Origin of the sequence: Paenibacillus sp. RS8, assembly GCF_041956825.1 — a bacterium.
In the GTDB taxonomy this organism is placed as follows: Bacteria; Bacillota; Bacilli; order Paenibacillales; family Paenibacillaceae; genus Paenibacillus_AQ.
Genome location: NZ_CP168131.1, coordinates 4610233 through 4633419, shown reverse-complemented (window position 1 = coordinate 4633419; position 23187 = coordinate 4610233). Strand labels below are relative to the sequence as shown.

Sequence of the window (23187 nt, the reverse complement as noted above, 5' to 3'; positions counted from 1 at the left end):
AGAGCTATTATAGCACTATTTAAAAAGAGGACTTTAAAATCATATTACCGGTCAAAAAAAGGCCACTGTTAGCGGCCTTTTGTCTGTATAGCGAATTCATATTTTTGTACATTTAGCTCATATCTACTGCTCATTTTTTCAGTATATCAATATACGCATCCTTCTCGCGATCAGGTCCCGCATTGAGCTTCAATCGAATGGATTTCGGATGATCCAATACGTTGCTGCTAAAGTTGCTTATAAATCCATCCTCACTGCCACTTCCGCCAATCGAGTTATTTTTCAATTCACGCTTCCCAACTCGCGATGTCAACTCACTAGGAGTCTTTCCAAATAACTCATTTCTGATCTCCCAATTAGTTTTTAAATCCTCACTTAGCGTATATTTGACTACTATACTTAACGGAGACAGCTCTACCTGTGCAAGATTCACTTTATTCCCGTCAATCATAAACGGCTGATTAAGAACTATTGTCTCCGTCTTCTGCTCCCAGAATTTTGAATCAATAGCGAAGCTCACCTTTAAACGATCAGAATAACGCATATCAGCTAGATTCGTTCCCGTATTCGGTTTTGCTAGCATGCCGGGATCCACTGAAGCGATCTGAAAATTGGCCACAACCTCTTTTGGAAATGCTTTATTCTTATCTAGTGGATAGATAGTTTTTCCGAGCCATTTATAAATACTATCCTCAGCATGTAAACCCATCCCACTTCTATTACCATTTTTATCCACAACACTTTGTCCTGCAGCATCTGTCAGCCACACACTATTTACGTTGTAAATTTCCTGACCACCACTTGAAGTCCCTGTATACAGCAGCATAATTTTATTTTCGTCAGCGATCACAGCATTCAGTGTGATTTTATACCCGTCTTTCTCAGCGCTTTTATTGACGATTTGCACATAATCATTTCGAATAGCAGATTCTAACGTAAGGGCATCAACATCAGCATCAGCCAACTTCTTAAAAGGTTCCAGTACACCCCAATCACTTGATTCAATACTAGTAGAGGCTTGTTGAGGCAGCAGTTGGGATGGATTGAAGAATAGTAATCCTGCGACCATCATTGCAGCAGTCAGAACAGCCATCGCGCTTTTTGCGAACATTAAATTTTTACCGCGTTTCTTACCTAGCTCGAGTCCTGCTTGTATGGCATAGATTTGTGCGGCGGCACTCTCCATTTTGTGCTCCTGCGGGATCCTTTCGGCATCGATTAACATGGCAAGCTCCTCCTGGCTACTCATGGTTCCAATCACCCCGATTCTTAATGATCGTTCTTAACTGCTTTAATCCTTTATGCTGCCACGTCTTGACCGTTCCCTCAGGTTTATCCAGAATGTTCGCAATCTCGCTCAAGGTCATATCATTGTAGTATTTAAGTAACAGCACATGGCGATACTTGGGCTTAACCTGTTCGAGTGCCCACAGCATTTCCATTCGATGATAGCCAATATGCGTAATTTGCTCTCCCATTCTCTCATCTACAAGCGGCATGGAACGTTTTCTGCGTCTTTGTTCATCTATGCAGACATAAATCAGGATCCGAATGATCCATGATTTGAATGCTTTGGGATCCTTTAATGTTTTTCTTTTAATCCAAGCGCGGCAAGTCATTTCCTGCATCGCTTCAAGCGCATCATTCCGGTTACGTAAATAGCTATAAGCTATACTGTACAGTTGTTCTCTATGTACCAATATGGAATCGTAGAAATCCGTCTCGCTCCGAGTATCAAGAACCGTTACTTTCTTCATTTCTGCATTAGTCATTGACATATCCTTCCTTAGCCCCCTCTCCTAAACCTCTCATAGATTAAGACGGGGAGCGTATCGAAACGGTTTTATTTGTATTAACTTTTTTTGAGGCTGAGCACTTTAAGATTATAACATTCTATAAAAAATGAACGATAAATGTTATGATAGATAAAATAGGACATAATCAATAGTACGCACTTAAAAGTACCATAGGCACTAAAAAGTACCTATGCATTGGAGGATATTATGACAACGATTAAGAAAAAATACAATATTTCCGTTGAGGCTACACTCGAAGTTATTGGAGGAAAATGGAAGTGTGTGATTCTCTGTCATTTAACTCATGGTAAAAAACGCACATCAGAATTAAAACAATTGATGCCGGGGATTACTCAAAAGATGTTAACACAACAGCTTCGAGAGTTGGAAGCCGATGGAATCATCAACCGGATCGTATACAATCAGGTTCCACCAAAAGTGGAATATGAACTTAGTGAATATGGTAATAGTCTAAGCGACATTTTAACTTCGCTCTGTAACTGGGGAGAACAACATATCATTAAGCAGTACGGTGATAAATATGCTGTTTTAGAGGATAACATTTTAAATAAATAACGAGAGAAACCATAACTTCAATCTTCTAAGAACCCCTTCCTTATTGGTTGGGGTTTGCTTGATATTTATGCTGCAAAAGTTGAGGTTTTAATTATACGCCCATGAAAAAAAGGACAGCTAAATCAGATCGATTTAACTGTCCCGTAACTTAAATTACGCCATCTCCTCCTATAGCAGTTGCTGTGAATGATATGGGTCCAAATAGATTGATAGGCAAGTTGCTATCATTTTGAATTACCAATTCATAGTTATGGATTCCAATATAAGGACCATCAACCCACTGAACATTTAATTGAATATCAGTAGTTGTAGTAAAACGAAAAAAGGATCTATAAATATCGACTCCAGCACGTCGGATTAAAACAAGAAATTGGCTGTTAGCAAGTGCAGTAAGACTAAAACTACCATTTAACTCGACTCTGCTGGAGAAAGAGGCCGGATTAGCCGGACTAATTTTTACTTGCGCTGTGGCTAGACCCGCTCCAGCTCCAGGAATCCCTGCAACCGTTATAGCAGTAGTAAACGGGTCTAACGGGATTTTTGCCTGTGACCCATAACTTATAATTGTCGCCATTTTTAATCACTCCATTTCAAGGTTATAGAATAGTATATTGTGAATCCGCAATGATAGATTGGACTTAATTCCTGATGATTATATACATTTAAGTTATACTTTTACTAGATTATAAAACCTAGATACTTCGAATATCATCCTCTAATTTCCACCTATTGACAAACTCACTTATCAGAATTACAATTACCCAAATATCATGAACAACGTTGAAAAAGGGTAAGTAGACAAATGAACATGGACTTCAGAGAGCCGGTGGTTGCTGCGAACCGGTGTCCAGCGTTTGATCGAATGGCCTTTAGAGTTGCTCTTCCGAACCATCTACTTAGATGCTGTAGGAGAAGCCGGGGTTCCCGCCGTTATCAAGGGACCTGTATCTAGATTGTTTTTAACACTCTCCGTACAGGTAAGAGAAGATCGTAATGCTAACGAAACTTGGTGGCGCGATCAATTAAGGTGGTACCACGACAACTTCGTCCTTATTGGATGAGGTTTTTTTGTCATTTAAGGAGGTGATGGCCATGGATGATGGCTGGTGGTGGCGATTCAATGTTAATCAAAAGCGACAAAACAGGAGGAATTTAAATGATAAAAGAACGTGTATTAACTGGAGATCGAGTGACCGGAAAGCTGCACCTTGGCCATTACGTGGGCAGCTTGCAGAACCGAGTGGCTCTACAGGAGCAATATGATACTTTTGTGTTTCTAGCAGATATTCAAGCCCTAACGACTCACTTTGATCGGCCTCAACTACTGGGTCAAAACTTGAATGAAATCACACTCGACTATTTATCAGCGGGTATAGATCCAGATAAAGCCACTATATTCATTCAATCTATGATTCCAGAGATTGCCGAACTGACTGTTCTGTTCTCCATGTTCGTCACTGTGAATTCGTTGCGGCACAATCCTACCATTAAAGCCGAATCGAAAAATTCCAGCTTAGATGAACTATACTATGGTTTTCTTGGGTATCCAGTAAGCCAGACTGCCGATATAACCTTTTGTAAAGCGACGATTATTCCTGTAGGCGAAGACCAGCTTCCCCATCTGGAGTTGACCCGCAAAATTGTACGTAGATTCAACGAGCTGTACAGCCCCATCCTTGTGGAGCCCAGAGCGCTTATCAGCGAGACCCCAAGACTAGTGGGAACAGACGGCAATGCAAAAATGAGCAAAAGCTTAGGTAATGCCATCGAGCTGGACTCCACGAAGGAAGAGATCACCTTCAAAATCCGCAAAGCCACAACTGATCCAGCCCGTGTTCATAAAAATGATCCTGGGCATCCAGATATTTGTCCCATTTATGCTTATCATCGCGCTTTTCGTTCCCACGGCGCCAGTGAAATTCACGAGAGCTGCGAAAATGGCTGTATAAGTTGTTCTGCCTGTAAGCAGCTTATCACGACAGCTCTAGACCAATTAATTGAACCGATGCGTGAGCGGCGCTCCTATTATGCAGCCAGACCCAAGGTTGTTGAGGATATCTTATTATCCGGAACTAAACGTGCCCGCAACATTGCTCAAGAAACGATGTCCGAAGTACGCGAGGCCATGGGCCTTAATTATTTTTCAAAATAAATCTGATCCTTATGGGCAATAAAAAAACGCTGGACTCTCTATTGGAGAGAGCTCCGGCGTTTTTTTTAGAAACAATTATTGTTCTTCATCATCCAGCGTCACATTGGATAGCGGCTCTTAGAGGAAAAAAGAAGAAATTGTCGAATCATTCATTTAAATCATAGTAGAAAGAAGAATGGACATGAATACATTTTATTCACAGCTTGGACGTGTGCTTGAAGAGAGAACTCCGTTCCACCAAGATGGTTACTATCTTTTATATGATGGAAACAGAGCAAAATTTAGTCCCACTAAACCTAATCATATCGAAATTGTTACAGCTGAAAGTTTTGTAAATACTCTCGTTAAGAACAGTAAAGCAGTCATTTCTTCTTTCGCGAGTGGACCTGACAATAATGATGTCTATGTTTTTAATCTTCAAGCTGATGAGTTTTATAACATCAACATTTATCTAAATACCCTTGAAGGTTTCCAGCGAGCTTTAGAGAGAAATCCAAAGGATCGAGATGAACGTTCAATAAACTGGTTGAAATATAATCAGGGGGATTTTCGGTACCACTTATGGCTTGAAGATGATAAGATCGTGAATTATTTTACCCAACTAGCAGATCTGACAACTTATCCAGAAGAAGATTTTCTCTTTAACACGGAGGATCAACCTATCATCGCCTTTGAAGCAGGGATTATTAAAATGGGGTATTATCTGCTGACGCTAAAAGCAATGCAGCGTTTGATCACTGAGGGTGAGCTTCAGTCATTACATACAACTGAAGACTTTATTGCCTTTGCCTCCACAGGGAACAATGACTTAGATTACAGTATTGTGATGCCAAAAACCATCGAACCTGCTTTATTCGCAAAGATTTTCCCATTTGATCATGCAAAAGATTTACAATTTCGAGAGCTGATGTTGCAGAATCAACATTTCTCAGTCACAGAATATTTAGATTATTGGTCCGACGCAGTTCTTAGCAGCTACAGTGACACGATTCCATATATTTACGGGAAGTCTGACCTAGAAGTGTTCATACAAATGGAGCATCTTGGAAATGCACTGGCTCAGGAATGCATCCAACGTTTAAATCCCTTAATTGATTTGGAGATCATTGAAATTGAGAATTATTACTTCATTTACTACTATATTGAAGCGCTGCATTTTGCAGGACCGCTAACAAAGCAACAACTTGATGATTGTAAGCAGCTAGCAAACCGCATGAATGAAAGAGGCGAAGATCTGGAAGACGCTTTGCGCTTAATAAACGCTGTAATAAATTTATAAATATTCTCAAAAGAAAAGGCCGTAACCCTCCCCCAAAGGGATCATTACGGCCTTATTTCCACTTACAGCACCCAATTTCCCTTACGGAATACCGGTTCAATCGTGCCATCCGCCAGTTCTCCATCAATATCCAGTTCTGCCGAACCGATCATAAAATCGACATGTGTTAAGCTGACATTAGCACCTCGTGCGACAAGCTCTTGATTCGTAAGCTTTGTGCCGCCTTCAATATTGACAGGATAGGCACTTCCCAACGCGAAATGGCAGGAGGCATTCTCATCAATCCCTGTATTGTAGAAAATTCGGTTCAAGCGAGAGATTGGAGAATCATGCTGCACTAAAGCCACTTCTCCTAAATAGGATGCACCTTCATCCGTTGCCAGCAGCGAAGTCAGATGCTCACGTCCAGATTCAGCTTCATATGCTACTACTTTTCCATCTTTAAAGGTGAATGAAAGACCTTCTACCAAACGTCCATTCAGATTCAAAGGGAGTGTACTTCTAACTGTACCATTCACACCTGTACGATGGGGCATCGAATAGATTTCTTCGGTTGGCATATTTGCCACGAAATACACACCTCTATCATTCTCTCCACCGCCTCCGCGCCACAGATGACCTTCCGGAAGCTCCACATGCAGGTCCGTTCCCGGTGCACGGTAATGCAGGCTTTTATAACGCTTAGCGTTCATTCTATCCTGACTCTCTTTTAAATGACCGATATGTTCTCTCCACGCGGCAACAGGATCCTCGCTACCTACACGATTCATCTGGAATACGGCTTCCCACATCGCTTCTACTCGATCTTCCTCAGGGAGATCGGCAAACACTTTGTTTGCCCAAGCACGCGTCGGAGCCTTAACGAGAGACCAGCTGATTTTGCTATTGCGGGTATATTTGGAGTAGTTTTTGCGAGCAACAGCTGCCGCTTTAACTGCTCTTGATACTTTGGAAGAATCAATACCATTGAACAATTCCGGATCAGGTACTTTAATATGTAAGATGGCGCCGTTCTCTTCCGCAAACTTCTCCATCATTTCTGCTTGCCACTGTGGATAATAATCAAAGGAATCTTCCGGAGCTTTTTCATAACGAATCCGTGTAGTCGCTTCATCGTCCCATTCAACAATTACATATTTAGCACCTGCTTCATAGGCTTTACCTACAATCAAGCGAGTAAGCTCAGCAGTTTCAATAGGCGCATGCACCATTAAGACTTGTCCAGGCTGTACATTTACCCCAACCTTTACAACCAGGTTCGCATATTTCTCTAACATGACATCAAAATCTTTCATGAATTCTCTTCCTCCATCTCTATGGTTGCTTTACTGTCGCACCAAAGCACCGGAGCTCCTTAACAGCAGACGGTCAGCTTCACTTCTTATTTTAACGCAAAATGCTAAGAGTTGCGATTCGTTATAAGAAAGCGGCCCCCATGAAGGGAACCGCTCACGTAAAAATCCTTATTTTTTATCCACCTGCAGCAAAGTTACGGTCTTTAAAGAATAGGTATGCATAATCTTGTCTTCAGAGATTACGTTAAGCTTGGTCAAACTTGCTACCTTCGCTGGGTCTGATTTAGAGAGCATACGCCACACTTCAGGGTCTGATAAGGTTTCATAAAGCTTCAGATCATCATATTCTTTGCGGTTCTGCATCACTAGCTTCACCTTGTAGCTTCCAATTTCAGTCTCAGTTGCCCCCTGCTCACTACAATAGCTTAGAATTTCCTGGCGAAGCTCCCCCAGTTCTTTTTCGATTTCCTTTTGTTTTTGCTTCAGACGATAATACTGCTGTACCTTTTTCTCCATCACTTCACGCTCCTCTATAAACATATGTATGCCGGAAGCGCTAAATAAATAAGTTGAGTTCCCTATCATAAAATTTTATAATGAGCCGGGAACGCTAGTTTGCAGCAGACTCCTTTCTTCCACAAAAACAATGATTCGGCAGGTGACTTATGTTTCATTCTTACTTTTTCCCAATTTCTTATGCCTTTATGATGTTTCCTATAGCGGCATTGATCTTCACGCTCCCTTTTCTAATCGTTCAATACCGTAGACACGGCTACATTCATAAGCTTAGAGCTTTAATCCTATACTTACTCTTGCTCTATCTGATGAACGCTTATTTTCTCGTATTGCTTCCGATGCCTTCCTCAAGACATAATATGACACCTTCAGGGAGTATCATGCAGCTCATCCCTCTTCAGTTCATACAAGATATTATAGACGGCTCTAAGATCATACCTGATCAGATTTCAACGTATTGGTCTTTACTACGAGAGCCCGCTTTTTTACAGGTGATATTTAACATCGTTCTGACAGTGCCGTTTGGATTGTTTCTGGGCTACTATTTTCGAACGCGCTGGGGAATGTGTATTCTCTTGTCTTTCATGCTTTCGTTATCTTTTGAGGTCACTCAGGTTACAGGCATCTACGGCTTTTTTGATCATCCCTACCGTCTATTTGATGTCGATGACCTTATTACCAACACGCTGGGAGGGATCTTTGGATTCCGAATTGCTATCTGGATAAACGGGTTACTGCCACGCATAGAACAACTGGATACGAATATCGATCGTTCCGTCAAAAGAGTCTCCTATACCCGCAGAGGGATTGCTTTTTTCATCGATAGTATGGTGTGGATCATTGGGTTTGGTGTACTTTATGGATTCGATATAAAAAGTGCTTTCTGGATTGTAACAGGGATGTACTTCATCCTGATTCCAGCTTTCACCGGTGGGCGGACCTTAGGCAAATGGATTGTACGGATTCGGGTAACGAACAGAGGTAATCGGGCTTCTTTCTGGGCGCTTATGATCCGATATGGTCTGTTATATTGGGTAATCCTTGGACTTCACGCTATTGTTATCGATTCTGATGTGACGGGGCTTCTATCTTCACCATTGAGAACGGTAGCTTATCTCTTTGTTCTACTGGTCGATTTAGCTTTCTTTATTCATTTAATCATTAAGGTATTCAAAAAAGATGACCAGCTAATCTATGAGAAATTAAGCCGAACCTCGCATGTGATTTCATGGCCAGAGAAAAGACCGCATACCGATGCCTCAATCAGTAGTTCTATAGAGAATTGAAAAATTCTCCCTTATATCTAGTATTTATACCATGGAATTTATTATAAAATAGGAAGGTACGGATTCTCAAAATTTAGGAGATGAATGAATGGAAACTACAAGTAGCTTGCAGTTGTCTAGAAGTCTTCCAGAAGAGCAGGGCATTTCATCAGCCGCAATTTCCAGCTTTATTGATGCAGTAGAGGCGCAAAGCTTAGGTCTGCACAGCTTTATGCTCCTTCGTCATGGATATGTAATCTCGGAAGGCTGGTGGTCTCCTTATAAGCCCGACCTTCCGCATATGCTTTTTTCCCTGAGCAAAAGCTTCACTTCAACTGCTATCGGTTTTGCTGTGACAGAGAAACTCATCACTCTTGATGATTCGGTTATTTCGTTCTTTCCTGAGGATTCACCTGATGAGATTACAAGCAATTTATCCAAAATGAGCATTAAGCATCTATTGATAATGGGTACAGGACAAGTCGTGGACACGATGGATCCCCTTAAACAAAGTGCGGACGGGAATTGGGTGAAAGCCTTCTTCACGGTCCCTGTAGAAAAAGAACCTGGAACGCATTTTCTCTATAATACCGGCGCTACTTACATGCTATCTGCGATTATTCAAAAGGTCACCGGACAAACGCTGCTTGAATACTTAGAACCACGTCTCTTCACGCCTCTTGGTATCCGTAGTGCCACTTGGGAATCCTGTCCCCGTGGAATTAACACTGGCGGATACGGTTTAAACATAACCACAGAGGATATCGCTAAATTCGGCCAGCTCTTCTTACAGAAAGGCATCTGGAATAATCAGCGTCTTCTACCTGAAGAGTGGATAGATGAGGCCACTTCCAAACACATCTCGAATGGCGAAGGCGATCATGACTGGGCGCACGGATATGGTTTTCAATTTTGGAGATGCCAGCATGGAGCCTACCGGGCAGATGGCGCATTCGGACAACTCTGTATTGTTCTACCAGGCCAAGACGCTGTAATAGCTATTACAAGCGCATCATCTAGCACAGAAGGAATATTAAATGCAGTGTGGGAGCATCTACTGCCCAATATGAAGGATGCACCTCTTCCTGAAGATCAGTCTTCATCTGCAGCCTTGGTAGACCAATTAAAGAATTTATCGATAAATCCCCCACAATTGCAACAGTCCTCCATTCTGGAAGATCAAATAAATGATATGACCTATACACTCGAAAACAACCAATTCTCACTAGCTACCTTCTCGATCTCCTTCAACAATGAAGACGCTGAGGTTACTTTAATAAGTAAGCTTGGTGAGAGCAATGTCATTCGATTAGGCCGAGGACAATGGCTCGAAAGCTTTGCGCTAATCCTTGAGCCTTCCATGAACCGGATTATGTCCAGCTTTACTTGGTTAGCAGAAGATCAACTTCAGTTGTCCTTGCTGTTTGTTGAAATGCCCTTCTATATCACTCTTGAGATTAAAATATTAGAGAACATGTTATTGCTTAAATCGAAGATTAATGTAAACATGGGTCCGCTTGAATTCGATGATATGATTGGCAGAATTTAGTATTCACACCCGTAAAATAAAGGCCGCTCTTCCTTACACAGGAACTTAGCGGCCTTCAATCATTTATTTTGATCTCAAAAATCTGCAAGCTTCAAAATGACTGGACAATGATCACTGCCCATAATCTGACAATCGATTTGAGCATCAAGTACATTAGGCGCAAGTCTAGAAGAAGCTAAGAAATAATCAATCCGCCAACCCACATTCCGCTCTCTCACCTTCGGCATATAAGACCACCATGAATATACTCCCTCTAGCTCCGGGTGGAGATATCTGAACGTATCAATGAAGCCCGACTCTAGCAGCGTACTCATTTTGCCTCTCTCTTCATCTGTAAAACCAGAGTTCCCACGGTTAGCCTTTGCATTCTTGATATCGATATCCTCATGGGCTACGTTTAGATCTCCACAGACAACTACCGGTTTACTCTTGTCCAGATCTAAGAGATATTTTCGGAAACGGTCCTCCCATTCCATTCTGTAATCCAATCGAGACAGATCTCGTTTGGCATTAGGCGTATAGACGTTGACCAGATAAAAATGTTCAAACTCTAATGTTATGATACGACCTTCTGCTTCCTCATCTTCTTCCATTCCATATCTTGCAGAGATCGGCTTGATTTTAGTAAATATAGCCGTACCGGAATAGCCCTTCTTCACTGCGTAATTCCAGTATTGATCGTATTCTTCACCATGCTCCAGTGTAATTTGCCCTTCCTGAAGCTTTGTCTCTTGAACACAAAAGATATCAGCATCTACTTCTTTGAAATAGTCATTAAACCCTTTTTTGACACATGCCCGAAGGCCATTAACATTCCATGATACCAGCTTGATCATCGACTTTTCTCCTTGCATTTTGCTTTAATTATTCTCAGTTTATCATAGTTTTATATCCTAATCATTCACCATCCATGTTACAATAACAAAATTGACTCTATCTAAATAATATTTAATACGTGAGGTAAAGAAACTTATGAAGGCACCAACACTATTACGAGGATTTAACTTTTTGTATTTTGCATTGCTGGCGATGTTCATTCCTTTTCTGCCAGTCTATCTAGGAGAGCAAGGTTTAAATCCGGCGCAAATTGGATTCATTATTGGTACTGGAGGTTTTGTTACCATTATTGCTCAACCCTTATGGGGGATGATCAGCGACAAAACAAGAACGATCCGCAAGGTACTTTTAGTTCTGTTGTTATGCTCTGCGGTGACGGGATACTTTTTATTCGATTCCAATAGCTATGTGGGACTTATTCTTTTTGCTATGCTGCTATATTTCTTCTTGATGCCTATCGATCCGCTAGCTGAAAGCTTGAATTTCCGGGTTTCCGAAGCAGCTGGAATTAGCTATGGGTCGATACGCACATACGGTGCCTTAGGGTACGGTGTAATGGCCTTGCTCACAGGTTATGTGCTGAGTTACTTCGGCTCTCATGGGATGGCCATGCTGTTCGTTGGTATTAGCCTTACAAGCTTCATCGTCAGCTGGTTCATGCCTGATGCTCCAGTCACGGGTAAACCGGTTACTCTTGACAGCTTAAAGCATTTTCTAAGCAACAAAGAAACGCTGTTGTTTCTAGTGCTTATCTTTATCAGCTCCGTTCCTGCGCGAATGAACGATACCTTCCTTGGTGTTTATATCCGTGAGCTTGGTGGCAGTCCTGAATTAGTAGGTCAATCGTTCTTTATCGCCGCAATGAGTGAGATTATTGTCTTTGCTTTAAGCTTTTGGTGGCTTCGCAAAGGAAAAGAGCTGATCATTATTTCGATTTCCGGAGCCTTTTATTTTCTTCGATTCTTTATTTCCGCTTGGATTACTGATCCGCATTTGCTAGCTTATCTACAGATACTACAAATCCTTACCTTTCCAGTATTCTACTCCGCAGCTATTCAGTATCTGTATAGTATTGTGCCTGAGGAGTGGCGGGCTACGGGTCAAACAGTACTGGCGCTATTGTTCTTCGGGGTATCAGGCATTCTCGCTTCTTATGCTGGAGGAGCCTTATATGAAGCCTTCGGCGGTAAGGCCCTTTACTTAACAATATCCGTGATGTCATTTATCGGCATGCTGTTTGGATTAATATTGTTCCGAATCTATGGAAAGAAAACCGGCAATAAAAAGAATATAACCACTAATTAATCTTCCAATGTTTAAACGGGAGTGTCCATAGCCACGTAAATGGCTGGCGGACACTCTCGTTTTCTATGAATAAGCGTATTAGCCTTTAAGAAAACCTTGCAGGCTGGAACTTGGTCATTCTTTATGCTGCTCCATAAGCTGCTTCAGCTTGATTTCAGTATTCGAATCAGCGGCAGGTGTATAAATACTACAGCGTAAATCTGTGCTGCCTTGAACCTGTAGCGAGGTTAAATGAAATAACATTTTCCCAGCTTTGGCATGTCTGAACTCCAGTAGGACATCCGGAGCGGAGCTTACACGGCTTTGTTCCCACATTTCATTAAACGCTGGGTGTAGTCCCTTTAATTCCTCTATAAATTCATCGTACCAGCGATCCTCAACATATTGTCCGTAATAAGCCCTGAAGATGGATAGATAACCGCTTACGAACTGTTCCCAATTTACAGCTAAACGTCTGAACTCCTTGCGAACAAATAACAACCGAATCATGTTTCTCTCCTCAAAGGGCAGCTTGGAGAAATCAAGAAACACATGTGCTGCCGCCTCATTCCAACCTACAATCCCGCAACGTCGGTCTGAAATAATCGTAGGACAGGTCTTAAGCTCCTGTAAAATCTTCTGTAGAGAAGGACTGATTACAGAGGATTCTTCTTGCTGAAATAGAACGTTTCCTGTTCCAGTCTCTAATGCCAGTGCAAAAAGATACTTCCGCTCATCAGGAGTCAGCTTTAGAGCTGTTGCGATACAATCTAGAACAGATGAAGATACTTTAATATCCCTACCCTGCTCTAGCCATGTATACCAGGTACTGCTTACCCCCGCTAGCTGTGCAACTTCTTCCCTTCGAAGCCCAGGCGTTCTCCTGCGTGTACCTTCTGGCAATCCAACAGAGCTGGGTGAGATCGCTGCACGACGTGCTTTTAAGAAATCTGATAATGCCTGTAATCTCGTCTGATTACCCATACGCTTACTCTCCTCTCTGTTGCAATCATTAGTATAGTACAAATTATACTAGGATAAACGATAACTTGTAATAGGATAAAATTAGTGGAAAAATACCTATATACACTAGTTGAGGAGGTTCACTATGGAGCGCGTAGTTATTACAGGTATGGGCTTAATCTCGCCCCTTGGAAATACAATAGAGCAATTCTGGGATCGTCTAGTTTCTGGTGAGTCGGGTATATCCCCAATCACTTCATTTGATACTTCTAACTTTAAGACCAAAATCGCGGGAATCGTGCATGACTTCGATGCAGAAGGCAGATTCGGTCGTAAAGAAGCACGCAGAATGGATAGATTTAGTCAGTTCGCCCTCGCCGCCGCTGAAGATGCATGGACACATTCCGGTCTACAGCTTGATAAGATTGACAAGGAGCGCCTCGGAGTTTACGTAGGATCAGGCGTTGGTGGAATTCAGACCTTGATGGAGCAAGGGAGCGTGCTTAAAGGTCGTGGACCGGATCGGGTAAGTCCCACATTAATTCCCATGATGATCTCTAATATGGCTGCAGCGATGATCAGCATTAAATTAGGCGCCATGGGACCTACAATGTCTCCAGTAACTGCGTGTTCTATTGGGAATACGGCGATCGGTGAAGCCTTCCGGTTGATCCGTTACGGAGGTGCCGACATTGTAATTGCTGGTGGTTCAGAAGCAGCCATTACTGAAATATCCTTAGCCAGTTTCGGCAATGCCACCTCTTTATCCACTCGAAATGAGGAGCCGGTTAAGGCGAGTCGCCCCTTTGACGGGGAGCGTGATGGATTTGTTATCGGTGAAGGCGGTGGAATAGTTATTCTAGAGTCACTCTCCCACGCTAAGCGTAGAAATGCCAAGATCCACGGAGAAGTTATCGGCTATGGAGCCAGCTCTGATGCTTACCATATGGTCGCCACGCATCCAGAAGGAATCGGTGCTTATCAAGCAATGAAATTGGCACTGAATGAAGCAAATCTCCAGCCGGAGGAGGTGGATGTAATCAGCGCCCATGCCACTAGTACAGTAGTAGGTGACCGCTCCGAGACCTTTGCGATAAAGAAGTTATTCGGCGATCAAGCCTACCAGATCCCCGTAACCGCTAATAAGTCCATGACAGGACATGCCTTAGGCGCGGCCGGTGGTCTAGAAGCCATAGCCCTAATTAAGAGCATTCAAGAAGGAATCATCCCCCCTACCATTAATCAGGAGGTCAAAGATTCCATTTGTGATCTTGATTATGTCCCGAACATGGCTAGAAAAACCGATCTTACTATAGGCATGTCTAACTCCTTTGGTTTCGGCGGGCATAATGCTGTCATTGTGATTCGTAAGTTTGAAGACTGACCATTCATCCACAAAACGGGGCTCCAGCTTAGTCGTTAGGACTAATTGGAACCCCGTTTCCACTTCCTATTTTTTATAAAATTCTATTATTCCATTGCTGATACATGGCTCCCCCAAATAGAGATCCCCTCTTTGGAAACTGCAGTAAACGTCATAACGTTACTGGCAGTAGCTTCATTCCACTCTCTCAGGAACACCCCATTATAAGTAGCACCGTCAATGGTAAGTTCAGCCGTATGCTCATCGATAAGCTTCCACTTTCCTTTTACCGCTCCTTTAATCTTTCCGCTCTTAGTCAATTCAATCAGTTCTGACTGCACGATATCAGCCGTTATCTCTTTGTTATGGTTCACATATTTGTATTCACCTGAAATTTGCTCTTTCGTGTATTTCTCAATGGTCTCTCCTCCATAACGGTGTGGGGCTACAACTGGCCACCCCTCACTATTCATAAACATCTGATGAACTCTCACCTCATGCTTTTCACCACGATTTGGTAACCGTGTATGGAAGATCAGATAATACTTGCCATTCTCTTCATCATAAAATGCAGAGTTATGACCTGGTGATACATATCCTTCTCCACTCACTGGCAGCTCATCATCCGTATTCAGGAATTCGAAATTCCCCATTAGCTTCATTCCGTATGGCGCATATGCAGGATCATCGAACAATACCGTAGGCGATCCTTGTGCATGAATCATATCCTGACCCTGAGAATCCTCGAATGGTCCATCAGGCGCCTTTGAGCGAGCTACACGGATGTTATAGCCACCATCAGCTGCCAACCCTCCATATGATAGGAACAGATAGTAGTAATCCGTTTCCGGACTATACAGCATATATGGGGCTTCTATCCGAGCATGATTCGCACCCAGAAGCTTTTTGCCATAGCCTTGATCCGGCAGCGGGAAGCCTGTATTAGCATCTAGTTCCATAATGAAAATACCACCGGAATAAGAACCGTAGACCATCCACAGCTTCCCTTCTTTATCAAAGAACACATCCGGGTCTACTACATTTGGCTTTTGAGTGGCATCATATATTTCTCCATCATCACCCATGCCCATCATACCTGACTTCAGAATGACACCCTTATTCTTATAGGGTCCTTCAATATTATCCGACACGGCTATACCGAGGGCAGACAACGGGGAATCCCCTTTACAAGCATTGTAATACATATAATATTTACCGTCCGCCAATTGGATAACATCCGGTGCCCATAAGGTATCCGTCTGTGCCCATTCTAATGCTTCAGCAAACTCCTCTTTAACATTAGGAATGAGTACATTTCCTGCTACCACTCCTGAGGACAACTGAGACCAAGACATCAGATCATTTGATTTAGCAGATGCTAAATGAGAACCAAACACATAGTATTTATTATCTGCCATAATGATCGACGGATCATGTACAGATACATTTTTAAAGACAGGCTGGGCAGAGTCAGTTAAGTGATTTGAATTGCTGGAACTAGCTGAATTGTCATTACACGCTGTTACTACTAATAATGAAACGCTAATCATTGTAGTCATAATGGCTTTTCTCATCGTTATACCCCCTATGTATGCCTTTTCATTTTGAAACGAAAACGTGCAATAGTCAATCCTTTTATTTAAGTAAACACGTATTAATTCATATTTATTTAAATAATAGTGAACTTTTGGACATAAAAAAACGCCAAGCCATCGAAATGGCCTGACGTTATTAATTTAAATTCTAATAAGTTAACCGCTTATCAAGCGTTATTTTCCACCAAAACTGGCTCTGGATAAGCATTCTTAAGCACACGTTGTCTGTTCTTAACAACTGCCGGCGGCTCTACCTTAGGAGCCATCGGATGCATTAGCCATGACTTCACCATATGTGTATCTGAAACTTTATACATAGGCGGCTCTTTCTCCATGTCAATCTGCATAGCGTAAGTGCTACGTAGTGCGAAAGCATCACCCTTAGGCGGTTTGATCAGATCGGGTGGTGTACCTGGAATCGCTGTAAGCAAAGATCCTTTGCTCTCTAGACTTGGCATGGAAGCCAGCAAGCCCCAAGTGTATGGGTGTCTTGGATCGTAGAAGATCTCTTCCGCTGTTCCCATTTCGACAATTTGTCCAGCATACATTACTGCTACACGATCTGCCATTCTTGCTACAACCCCGAGATCATGGGTGATAAAAATAATAGCCGTATCAATCTTCTTCTGCAATTCCTTCATCAAATCAAGGATTTGTGCTTGAATCGTTACGTCAAGCGCTGTAGTCGGCTCATCCGCAATCAGAAGCTTAGGGTTCGCAGCAAGTGCCATTGCAATAACAACACGTTGACGCATACCACCACTGAATTCATGTGGATATTGATTAAAGCGGCGTTCCGGTGATGGAATACCTACAAGATTGAGAAGCTCAACCCCACGTTTATTCGCATCAGCCTTGGAGATGTTCTCGTGTTTGAGAAGCACTTCAGTAATTTGTCTGCCGACCTTCATCATTGGATTCAATGAGGTCATTGGATCCTGAAAAATCATACCGATCTCTTTACCACGAATTTTCTGCATTTGCTTCTCAGTCTTGCCAATCAAATCTTGTCCATCAAACAGAATCTGTCCGCGTTTATATTCTCCTGGTGGTGTAGGAACTAGCTTCATAACCGCTTGTGAGGTTACACTTTTACCGGAACCTGACTCCCCAACAATCGCTAGAGTTTCACCTTTATCTACATGGAAGCTAACACCACGGATCGCTTGTACCTCTCCACCGTGTGTTTTGAATGATATCGCTAAGTCTTTTACCTCTAAAAGGCGCTCCATCTTGTCACCCTCTCATTTCCTCGTCAATTATGATAATGATTCTCAGCATGTTGTAAGCAATAAGTATTATTTTATCTAGTTTTAAGGGTTCTAGTCAAGATTTTTCTGAAAAAAATACGTCTAGCAGCAGACTTTAGTACTAGTTCTGTTTATTTCGTGTTCTATTCTTCACAAGCAACCACATCAAAGGTGGAAGTAAAAGAAGTACAACTACCAAGGACAGCCCGATATCTGCAATAGATACCACGCCGTCATCCAACAGTCGATAATACGCATAAAGAGAATAAGGAAGAACTACTAGTACTGCTGTAACAACTCCAGGTGTATACATTTTCAAATAAATAGTCTGTCCTAGATGAGTAAATACATGGAAGAAGAACACTGCAAGAACAGCCAAATACAATAAATAGTATGAAAAGAATACTGCGATGCAGGTTACAGCCACTATCAAAATATACACGAATAATACATCCAAAGCAAAGTTACGTGTAGTCATGTGCATCATCGAGGTATACATTGTCCGCATAAATGGTGGTATAGCTGCTTCGACTCTCGTTCCATATTTGGAACTCCAAGCTTCGATAACTAAAATTTCTTCAAAATCGTGAAACATAAATAGTATCGGCAGCAGCCACAGCAAACTCACTTCATTAATATGTACACTCAGCCATTCAAACACAAGCGTCCCTCTCCTCCCGCTCTTCCTCCTTCTCTTCTACGCTGTAAATGTGTCAAAATTGTGTTAAGCCATGAATCTCTTCCAGCCCTCCAGCAAATTATCATGCGCCCACTTAAAGTGACCTTGGCTATCGTAGTTACGCGAATAACACTCGATAAAGTAAATTAAGTCGATATATAAATCGTAGAGTTTTTTGCGGGCACATTCATTCGGGTTGTCGAAGCTATTTCCGTAACCTCTGCAAAAATGCTCTGAATTCTCTATATAGCGAAAATAATACTCCATAAGCGGATCGCCCCAAAGTGCCCGTTCCCAATCAATCAATGCAACAATGCGGCCCTCTCGCACGAATACATTGCCATCCCATAAGTCCCAGTGTACAAGGCGAGGATCAGTGACTACATCCATAACATGTAAGCGGCTTATGATCTCTGCCTCAATGGTTTCAATCGGAACGGGCATCTCTGCCTTTAAACGACGTGCATCTTCAAGCAAGTTCGTTATCAAATGCTGAAATGTTTCCCGCCATGAAATCCCCTTTACTGATGTGGACGTACTAAATAATCCGAAACGTTCACCATGAATCTCATTAATTAACTGACAATAACGACCTAACTCTGTCTCAATACTTATTCTCTGCTGCGGACTTAGTTCTTCCTTAATCTCATTATAGGGCTGACCAATTATTTTCTCCATGAAAAAAAACTCACTCGAAATCAATTTTTTACTGTTATCATAAGCATATACCTCAGGCACAGGTACTGTTCCTTTTGACTTCATCAATCGCATTGCCGCAACCTCGACAGCCATAATATCGTGCTCATAACTTAGGGTGTCTGTTTCATCGGATGGCGCTATCTTAAGAATCATAGCTCTTCCGTCTGATAAAAGAAGATCATAGGCTGCGTTAAAATAACCTCCCGTCAGCTCGGTACTTCGATCAATGCTCACATGACTTCCAAAAGCGGCACCGACCAGATCATTCTGTTGCTCTGTTGATATTTTCGTTTTAGTAAAACTTTCCAAGGTCTCACCACCATTAAGAAATAAGTTACACACAATAAACAAGCCTTCTCCATTTGAATGAAAATTGTTAAAATTAGAACTACCGAGTATCATTAGCCTGCTTTTCATGAAAGAGAGGAAACGATTATCATGATTATCAAACCTAGAACACGCGGCTTTATCTGTACTACCGCACATCCGCAAGGATGCGCTCGTCAAGTAGAGCGGCAAATCGAATATATTCAGACACAACCCGAGATTAAAGGACCGCGCAAGGTGCTTGTCATTGGTGCCTCTACAGGATACGGCCTCGCCTCACGGATTACAGCCGCCTTTGGGGCTGGAGCTAGCACAATAGGCGTCTACCGTCAGAGCAGCAGCAACGGAGCCCGTACAGCGTCTGCTGGATGGTACAATTCAGCAGCTTTTGAAGAGCTTGCAGAAAAAGCCGGGCTTCAATCCTTCAGTGTAACTGGTGATGCCTTCTCCAAGGAGACTAAGGAAAGAACTATACAACTGATCCGCAGTGAGTTGGGACAAGTTGATCTCGTCATCTACAGCGTTGCTTCAGCTCGCCGAACAGATCCTATAACTGGTGAAGTTTATAACTCCGTAATTAAACCTATAGGAGAAACCTACACGAATAAAACCGTAAACTTTCATACGGGTGAGGTCAGCCAAATTTCTATCGAGCCTGCAGCCGAGAAGGAAATCGATGATACCATTCGTGTAATGGGTGGTGACGATTGGCAGCTTTGGATTGAAGCACTCCATCAAGCCGGCGCTTTGGCCGATCATGCCACCACAATCGCTTTCTCTTATATCGGACCAGAAATCACCCAATCCGTTTATCGTAAAGGAACGATTGGACGTGCAAAAGATCATCTCGAATCCACAGCACATACGCTTAACGAAGAACTATCTAGTATTGGCGGTCGGGCCTATGTAGCGGTTACGAAAGGTCTTGTCACACAGTCTAGCTCGGCAATTCCTGTCGTCCCTCTCTACACTTCTGCGCTATACAAAGTCATGAAAGAAAAAGGGCTTCATGAAGGTTGTATTGAACAAACCTATCGCTTATTCACAGAACGTCTCTACGCAGTCGAAGGAACTCCTGTGGACGAAGAAGGCCGTATCCGAATAGACGACTGGGAGCTGTCTCCGGCTGTACAGCATCAAGTGAGTCAAATCTGGGATAAACTCAGTACAGACAACATCTATGAATTAACAGATCTAGAAAGCTACAAACAGGAGTTCTTCCAGTTATTTGGTTTCGAGACTGAGGGCGTAGATTACGAAGCAGAGACTGATCCAGACGTAACGATTACGAATCTGCGGTAAACAACATCTTGTTCGGACTATCTTTTGCCAAGTGTTAATGGTTGCTCAAGTGCATACAATTCTTCTTCTACAGAAATCATCTTTTGCTCAATCACTTTACGGGCGTCTGCCAGTGCTTGGTTGTAAATATAAGGTGAGAGTTCTTTGAGCATAAAATCCAGAAGATTCTCACTTGCTAATTGACCAATTTCGCTAGATAGCTCCGTATCAAAATAATCCTGAATACTGGATGTAATCTGAAGTTTATGTTCTCTCTGTATTTTTATCGGCTGCATGCTCATCCTCCAATTTTTAGGTTTAAAATTCAGATCATTAATACAGGAAAAATGACGTGCTTGCGCACGTCATTTCTTATGTCTATACAATTGATTTAAACCCACCACATTTCTGTTAGTGGCTCCTCAATCAATACTTGTTGAAGATTACTTACAGCTTTGGAGAAGCCTTCTTCTACAGACATCAGTCCATCTTCATGCTCAATACTAACTACATAATCATAACCGACTAAACGAAGAGCACTTATAATGTCAGCCCAAGTCTTAAGATCATGTCCAAAGCCGACCGAACGGAATTGCCATGCACGGTCAAGCATTTTGGTATAGGATTGCATATCTGTTAAGCCATGCATATTAACATTAACCGGATCAATAACAGTATCTTTAGCATGGAAGTGATGGATCGCACCTTGGCGGCCCAAAATATGAATCGCCTGTACCGGATCAATTCCTTGCCACCACATATGACTCGGATCAAGGTTAGCTCCGATAACCTCACCCGCAGCTTCTCTCAAGCGCAGAAGTGTACCAGGTGTGTGGACGGAGAATCCGCCATGGAGCTCAAGACCGACTTTCACATCGTGCTCTGCGGCAAAAGCTCCCCATTCGGTCCAGTAAGGAATCACTTTATTCTCCCATTGCCAATCCAGAATTTCTTGATAATCATTTGGCCATGGAGCTACCGGCCAGTTCGGGTACTTGGCACCCTCATGATCACCTGGGCATCCAGAGAACGTATTAACGACTGGAATGCCTAGTTTCTGCGCCAATTTGACCGAGTTCACAAAGTCCTCATGATCCTTCTGAGCAAGCTCTTTTTGTGGGTGTAGCGGATTTCCGTGACAGCTCAGCGCACTGATCGTCAATCCACGGGATTCCACAGCATGTTTAAATTCTTTCAATGCTGTCTCATTCTCGAGAAGCACCTTAGGATTGCAGTGACTGTTACCAGGATTACCTCCTGTACCAATCTCTACCGCCTTTAGTCCTTTGGACACTACATAATCAAGAGCATCCTCCAGCTTACGACCGCCAAACAAGACCATAAATACTCCAAGTTTCAATGTAAGTCACCTCTTTTGCAAATAGTTTACTTACCTTCACCATACATATCGAAGTCTTTCAGCACTTGATTCTTCTCAGCAGATTCAAAAATAGCCTCAATCAAATTCTGAACACGCATTACTTCGGCATTCTTAACGATTGGTTCGGCTGTACCCTCAATTACGGCTGCGAAATTATCATAGAAGCTAGAACCTAGTTCCGCTGGTTGAGGTAAAGCTTCTGTAATGGTAGCCCCTTCAGAAGGAGGTGCCATCGTTTTAGTTAATCCAACACCTGCACGAATAGGCTTAGGCTCGATCTTTTCACCTTCAGTGTTTCTAGTGACTAAACGACCTGTTAAAGACCAATCCTCGATAATGCCCGTGCCTTCAATACCCTTCACATACCATCTAGGCAATGTGATGAAGTTGGTTGTACCAACCTCAACGATAGCTTTTATCCCATTTTCAAATTGTAGAATGGCTTCAAAACCATCATCTACATCATTGCCTAGAATAAAGCTCAGGCTGCTGCTCACACTGGTAACTTTGCTGTCGATCATAAATAAAAGCTGGTCCAATAAATGAACGCCCCAATCCAGCAGCATACCTCCACCTTGTGCCTTGACATGACGCCAGTCCCCAGGAATACCATTCGCTCCATGTACACGGGATTCAATCTGGAACAACGAGCCGATCGTCTCTTGATCATACATTTTCTTGATCGTTAAGAAATCTTCATCCCAACGTCTATTCTGGTGAACCATGAACACACGTCCTGCTGCATCCGCAGCGGCCAGCATTTCTTGAAGCTCTTCCTTCGACATAGCCACCGGCTTCTCACAAATAACATGTTTGCCGGCTTGGAGCGCACGTACTGCAATTTCTTTGTGCACATCATTTGGTGTAGCAATAAGAACGATCTCAACTGACGGATCTGCTAATACTTCTTCATAACTTTCAAATACCTTGTAGCCAGCTTTGATGGAGTCCGTACGACGTGCTTCAAGCAAGTCGTATGTTCCTACCACTTCTAAGGAATTATTCTCCTTAATTAATTCTGCGTGATATTTCCCCATTCCTCCAAAGCCAACGATGACTACGGAATGTATGTTTGAGCTCATGACTTCCACTCCTGATTC

22 protein-coding genes and 1 other annotated feature are annotated in these 23187 nt (G+C 42.5%); of the genes, 8 read left to right on the top strand and 14 right to left on the bottom strand.

Features of this window, described 5'->3' with window-relative positions; all coding sequences use genetic code 11:
* Positions 1 to 130: 130 nt before the first annotated feature.
* A complete protein-coding gene (locus ACDZ28_RS21875; protein ID WP_081954070.1) occupies positions 131 to 1249 on the bottom strand; it encodes a DUF4179 domain-containing protein in 1119 nt (372 codons plus the stop codon).
* Positions 1242 to 1778, bottom strand: coding sequence for a sigma-70 family RNA polymerase sigma factor (locus ACDZ28_RS21870; protein ID WP_375102752.1), 537 nt, complete (start codon positions 1776 to 1778; stop codon positions 1242 to 1244). The genes ACDZ28_RS21875 and ACDZ28_RS21870 overlap by 8 nt, the downstream gene beginning before the upstream one ends.
* A gap of 225 nt (positions 1779 to 2003) precedes the next feature.
* Here ACDZ28_RS21870 and ACDZ28_RS21865 point away from each other — a divergent pair, with 225 nt between their 5' ends.
* Positions 2004 to 2372, top strand: coding sequence for a helix-turn-helix domain-containing protein (locus tag ACDZ28_RS21865; RefSeq protein WP_042127064.1), 369 nt, complete (start codon positions 2004 to 2006; stop codon positions 2370 to 2372).
* A gap of 148 nt (positions 2373 to 2520) precedes the next feature.
* Here ACDZ28_RS21865 and ACDZ28_RS21860 read toward each other — a convergent pair whose 3' ends face one another.
* Entirely contained in the window at positions 2521 to 2946 is a 426-nt protein-coding gene (locus ACDZ28_RS21860; RefSeq protein WP_375102751.1) for a hypothetical protein, read from the bottom strand.
* A 197-nt stretch (positions 2947 to 3143) separates the two neighbouring features.
* Positions 3144 to 3427, top strand: a binding site (T-box leader).
* 101 nt (positions 3428 to 3528) lie between these two features.
* On the opposite strand from ACDZ28_RS21860, the gene trpS reads away from it, so the two are divergent.
* Together trpS and ACDZ28_RS21850 are read left to right on the top strand one after the other, a co-directional pair.
* Complete coding sequence (trpS, locus tag ACDZ28_RS21855; RefSeq protein ID WP_076121370.1) at positions 3529 to 4524, top strand: tryptophan--tRNA ligase; 996 nt, start codon at positions 3529 to 3531, stop codon at positions 4522 to 4524.
* Positions 4525 to 4705: 181 nt separating this feature from the next.
* Positions 4706 to 5803, top strand: coding sequence for a DUF4303 domain-containing protein (locus tag ACDZ28_RS21850; RefSeq protein ID WP_375102750.1), 1098 nt, complete (start codon positions 4706 to 4708; stop codon positions 5801 to 5803).
* A gap of 62 nt (positions 5804 to 5865) precedes the next feature.
* Here ACDZ28_RS21850 and ACDZ28_RS21845 read toward each other — a convergent pair whose 3' ends face one another.
* Both ACDZ28_RS21845 and ACDZ28_RS21840 read right to left on the bottom strand, forming a co-directional pair.
* Positions 5866 to 7098: an aminopeptidase gene (locus ACDZ28_RS21845; RefSeq protein WP_375102749.1), complete on the bottom strand. Its 1233-nt coding sequence runs from the start codon at positions 7096 to 7098 to the stop codon at positions 5866 to 5868.
* Between the two features lie 168 nt (positions 7099 to 7266).
* Positions 7267 to 7614, bottom strand: coding sequence for a hypothetical protein (locus ACDZ28_RS21840; RefSeq protein WP_042127055.1), 348 nt, complete (start codon positions 7612 to 7614; stop codon positions 7267 to 7269).
* Positions 7615 to 7763: 149 nt separating this feature from the next.
* On the opposite strand from ACDZ28_RS21840, the gene ACDZ28_RS21835 reads away from it, so the two are divergent.
* Both ACDZ28_RS21835 and ACDZ28_RS21830 read left to right on the top strand, forming a co-directional pair.
* Positions 7764 to 8900 (top strand): VanZ family protein, encoded by a 1137-nt coding sequence (locus tag ACDZ28_RS21835; RefSeq protein ID WP_375102748.1) that lies wholly within the window; start codon positions 7764 to 7766, stop codon positions 8898 to 8900.
* An 88-nt stretch (positions 8901 to 8988) separates the two neighbouring features.
* Positions 8989 to 10428 (top strand): serine hydrolase domain-containing protein, encoded by a 1440-nt coding sequence (locus ACDZ28_RS21830; protein WP_375102747.1) that lies wholly within the window; start codon positions 8989 to 8991, stop codon positions 10426 to 10428.
* A gap of 74 nt (positions 10429 to 10502) precedes the next feature.
* Here the strand turns inward: ACDZ28_RS21830 and ACDZ28_RS21825 are convergent, their stop codons facing one another.
* Positions 10503 to 11261: an exodeoxyribonuclease III gene (locus ACDZ28_RS21825; protein WP_375105390.1), complete on the bottom strand. Its 759-nt coding sequence runs from the start codon at positions 11259 to 11261 to the stop codon at positions 10503 to 10505.
* Positions 11262 to 11400: 139 nt separating this feature from the next.
* Between ACDZ28_RS21825 and ACDZ28_RS21820 the strand changes: the two genes are divergently transcribed.
* On the top strand, positions 11401 to 12570 hold the full coding sequence (locus tag ACDZ28_RS21820; RefSeq protein WP_042127049.1) for an MFS transporter: 1170 nt from the start codon (positions 11401 to 11403) through the stop codon (positions 12568 to 12570).
* Positions 12571 to 12684: 114 nt separating this feature from the next.
* On the opposite strand, the gene ACDZ28_RS21815 is transcribed toward ACDZ28_RS21820, so the two are convergent.
* The gene (locus ACDZ28_RS21815) at positions 12685 to 13533 is read right to left on the bottom strand and encodes a helix-turn-helix transcriptional regulator (RefSeq protein WP_375102746.1); all 849 of its coding nucleotides are present in this window, start codon (positions 13531 to 13533) and stop codon (positions 12685 to 12687) included.
* Positions 13534 to 13657: 124 nt separating this feature from the next.
* Here ACDZ28_RS21815 and fabF point away from each other — a divergent pair, with 124 nt between their 5' ends.
* A complete protein-coding gene (fabF, locus tag ACDZ28_RS21810; RefSeq protein ID WP_042127045.1) occupies positions 13658 to 14896 on the top strand; it encodes a beta-ketoacyl-ACP synthase II in 1239 nt (412 codons plus the stop codon).
* Positions 14897 to 14982: 86 nt separating this feature from the next.
* On the opposite strand, the gene ACDZ28_RS21805 is transcribed toward fabF, so the two are convergent.
* The 4 genes from ACDZ28_RS21805 to ACDZ28_RS21790 form a co-directional block, all read right to left on the bottom strand.
* On the bottom strand, positions 14983 to 16449 hold the full coding sequence (locus tag ACDZ28_RS21805; protein WP_375102745.1) for a glycoside hydrolase family 43 protein: 1467 nt from the start codon (positions 16447 to 16449) through the stop codon (positions 14983 to 14985).
* A 188-nt stretch (positions 16450 to 16637) separates the two neighbouring features.
* Positions 16638 to 17702 carry an ABC transporter ATP-binding protein gene (locus ACDZ28_RS21800; protein ID WP_042127043.1) on the bottom strand — a complete coding sequence of 355 codons (1065 nt, stop codon included), beginning with the start codon at positions 17700 to 17702 and terminating at the stop codon, positions 16638 to 16640.
* 139 nt (positions 17703 to 17841) lie between these two features.
* Positions 17842 to 18381: an HXXEE domain-containing protein gene (locus tag ACDZ28_RS21795; protein ID WP_375102744.1), complete on the bottom strand. Its 540-nt coding sequence runs from the start codon at positions 18379 to 18381 to the stop codon at positions 17842 to 17844.
* Between the two features lie 63 nt (positions 18382 to 18444).
* Positions 18445 to 19407, bottom strand: coding sequence for a phosphotransferase family protein (locus ACDZ28_RS21790; RefSeq protein ID WP_375102743.1), 963 nt, complete (start codon positions 19405 to 19407; stop codon positions 18445 to 18447).
* A 129-nt stretch (positions 19408 to 19536) separates the two neighbouring features.
* Between ACDZ28_RS21790 and fabV the strand changes: the two genes are divergently transcribed.
* Positions 19537 to 20727 carry an enoyl-ACP reductase FabV gene (gene fabV / locus ACDZ28_RS21785; RefSeq protein WP_375102742.1) on the top strand — a complete coding sequence of 397 codons (1191 nt, stop codon included), beginning with the start codon at positions 19537 to 19539 and terminating at the stop codon, positions 20725 to 20727.
* A gap of 17 nt (positions 20728 to 20744) precedes the next feature.
* Here fabV and ACDZ28_RS21780 read toward each other — a convergent pair whose 3' ends face one another.
* The 3 genes from ACDZ28_RS21780 to ACDZ28_RS21770 all read right to left on the bottom strand — a co-directional run bounded on the left by ACDZ28_RS21780 (position 20745) and on the right by ACDZ28_RS21770 (position 23169).
* Positions 20745 to 21002: a DUF2164 domain-containing protein gene (locus ACDZ28_RS21780; protein WP_042127038.1), complete on the bottom strand. Its 258-nt coding sequence runs from the start codon at positions 21000 to 21002 to the stop codon at positions 20745 to 20747.
* A 95-nt stretch (positions 21003 to 21097) separates the two neighbouring features.
* Positions 21098 to 22066 carry a sugar phosphate isomerase/epimerase family protein gene (locus ACDZ28_RS21775; protein WP_375102741.1) on the bottom strand — a complete coding sequence of 323 codons (969 nt, stop codon included), beginning with the start codon at positions 22064 to 22066 and terminating at the stop codon, positions 21098 to 21100.
* Positions 22067 to 22092: 26 nt separating this feature from the next.
* The gene (locus ACDZ28_RS21770) at positions 22093 to 23169 is read right to left on the bottom strand and encodes a Gfo/Idh/MocA family protein (protein ID WP_375102740.1); all 1077 of its coding nucleotides are present in this window, start codon (positions 23167 to 23169) and stop codon (positions 22093 to 22095) included.
* Positions 23170 to 23187 lie beyond the last annotated feature (18 nt).

Excerpts from the sequence above, each read along its gene's own strand:
- ACDZ28_RS21875 (WP_081954070.1), bottom strand. The coding sequence starts at position 1,249 with ATGAGTAGCCAGGAGGAGCTTGCCATGTTAATCGATGCCGAAAGGATC.
- ACDZ28_RS21870 (WP_375102752.1), bottom strand. The coding sequence starts at position 1,778 with ATGTCAATGACTAATGCAGAAATGAAGAAAGTAACGGTTCTTGATACT.
- ACDZ28_RS21865 (WP_042127064.1), top strand. The coding sequence starts at position 2,004 with ATGACAACGATTAAGAAAAAATACAATATTTCCGTTGAGGCTACACTC.
- ACDZ28_RS21860 (WP_375102751.1), bottom strand. The coding sequence starts at position 2,946 with ATGGCGACAATTATAAGTTATGGGTCACAGGCAAAAATCCCGTTAGAC.
- trpS (WP_076121370.1), top strand. The coding sequence starts at position 3,529 with ATGATAAAAGAACGTGTATTAACTGGAGATCGAGTGACCGGAAAGCTG.
- ACDZ28_RS21850 (WP_375102750.1), top strand. The coding sequence starts at position 4,706 with ATGAATACATTTTATTCACAGCTTGGACGTGTGCTTGAAGAGAGAACT.
- ACDZ28_RS21845 (WP_375102749.1), bottom strand. The coding sequence starts at position 7,098 with ATGAAAGATTTTGATGTCATGTTAGAGAAATATGCGAACCTGGTTGTA.
- ACDZ28_RS21840 (WP_042127055.1), bottom strand. The coding sequence starts at position 7,614 with ATGGAGAAAAAGGTACAGCAGTATTATCGTCTGAAGCAAAAACAAAAG.
- ACDZ28_RS21835 (WP_375102748.1), top strand. The coding sequence starts at position 7,764 with ATGTTTCATTCTTACTTTTTCCCAATTTCTTATGCCTTTATGATGTTT.
- ACDZ28_RS21830 (WP_375102747.1), top strand. The coding sequence starts at position 8,989 with ATGGAAACTACAAGTAGCTTGCAGTTGTCTAGAAGTCTTCCAGAAGAG.
- ACDZ28_RS21820 (WP_042127049.1), top strand. The coding sequence starts at position 11,401 with ATGAAGGCACCAACACTATTACGAGGATTTAACTTTTTGTATTTTGCA.
- ACDZ28_RS21815 (WP_375102746.1), bottom strand. The coding sequence starts at position 13,533 with ATGGGTAATCAGACGAGATTACAGGCATTATCAGATTTCTTAAAAGCA.
- fabF (WP_042127045.1), top strand. The coding sequence starts at position 13,658 with ATGGAGCGCGTAGTTATTACAGGTATGGGCTTAATCTCGCCCCTTGGA.
- ACDZ28_RS21805 (WP_375102745.1), bottom strand. The coding sequence starts at position 16,449 with ATGAGAAAAGCCATTATGACTACAATGATTAGCGTTTCATTATTAGTA.
- ACDZ28_RS21800 (WP_042127043.1), bottom strand. The coding sequence starts at position 17,702 with ATGGAGCGCCTTTTAGAGGTAAAAGACTTAGCGATATCATTCAAAACA.
- fabV (WP_375102742.1), top strand. The coding sequence starts at position 19,537 with ATGATTATCAAACCTAGAACACGCGGCTTTATCTGTACTACCGCACAT.
- ACDZ28_RS21780 (WP_042127038.1), bottom strand. The coding sequence starts at position 21,002 with ATGCAGCCGATAAAAATACAGAGAGAACATAAACTTCAGATTACATCC.
- ACDZ28_RS21770 (WP_375102740.1), bottom strand. The coding sequence starts at position 23,169 with ATGAGCTCAAACATACATTCCGTAGTCATCGTTGGCTTTGGAGGAATG.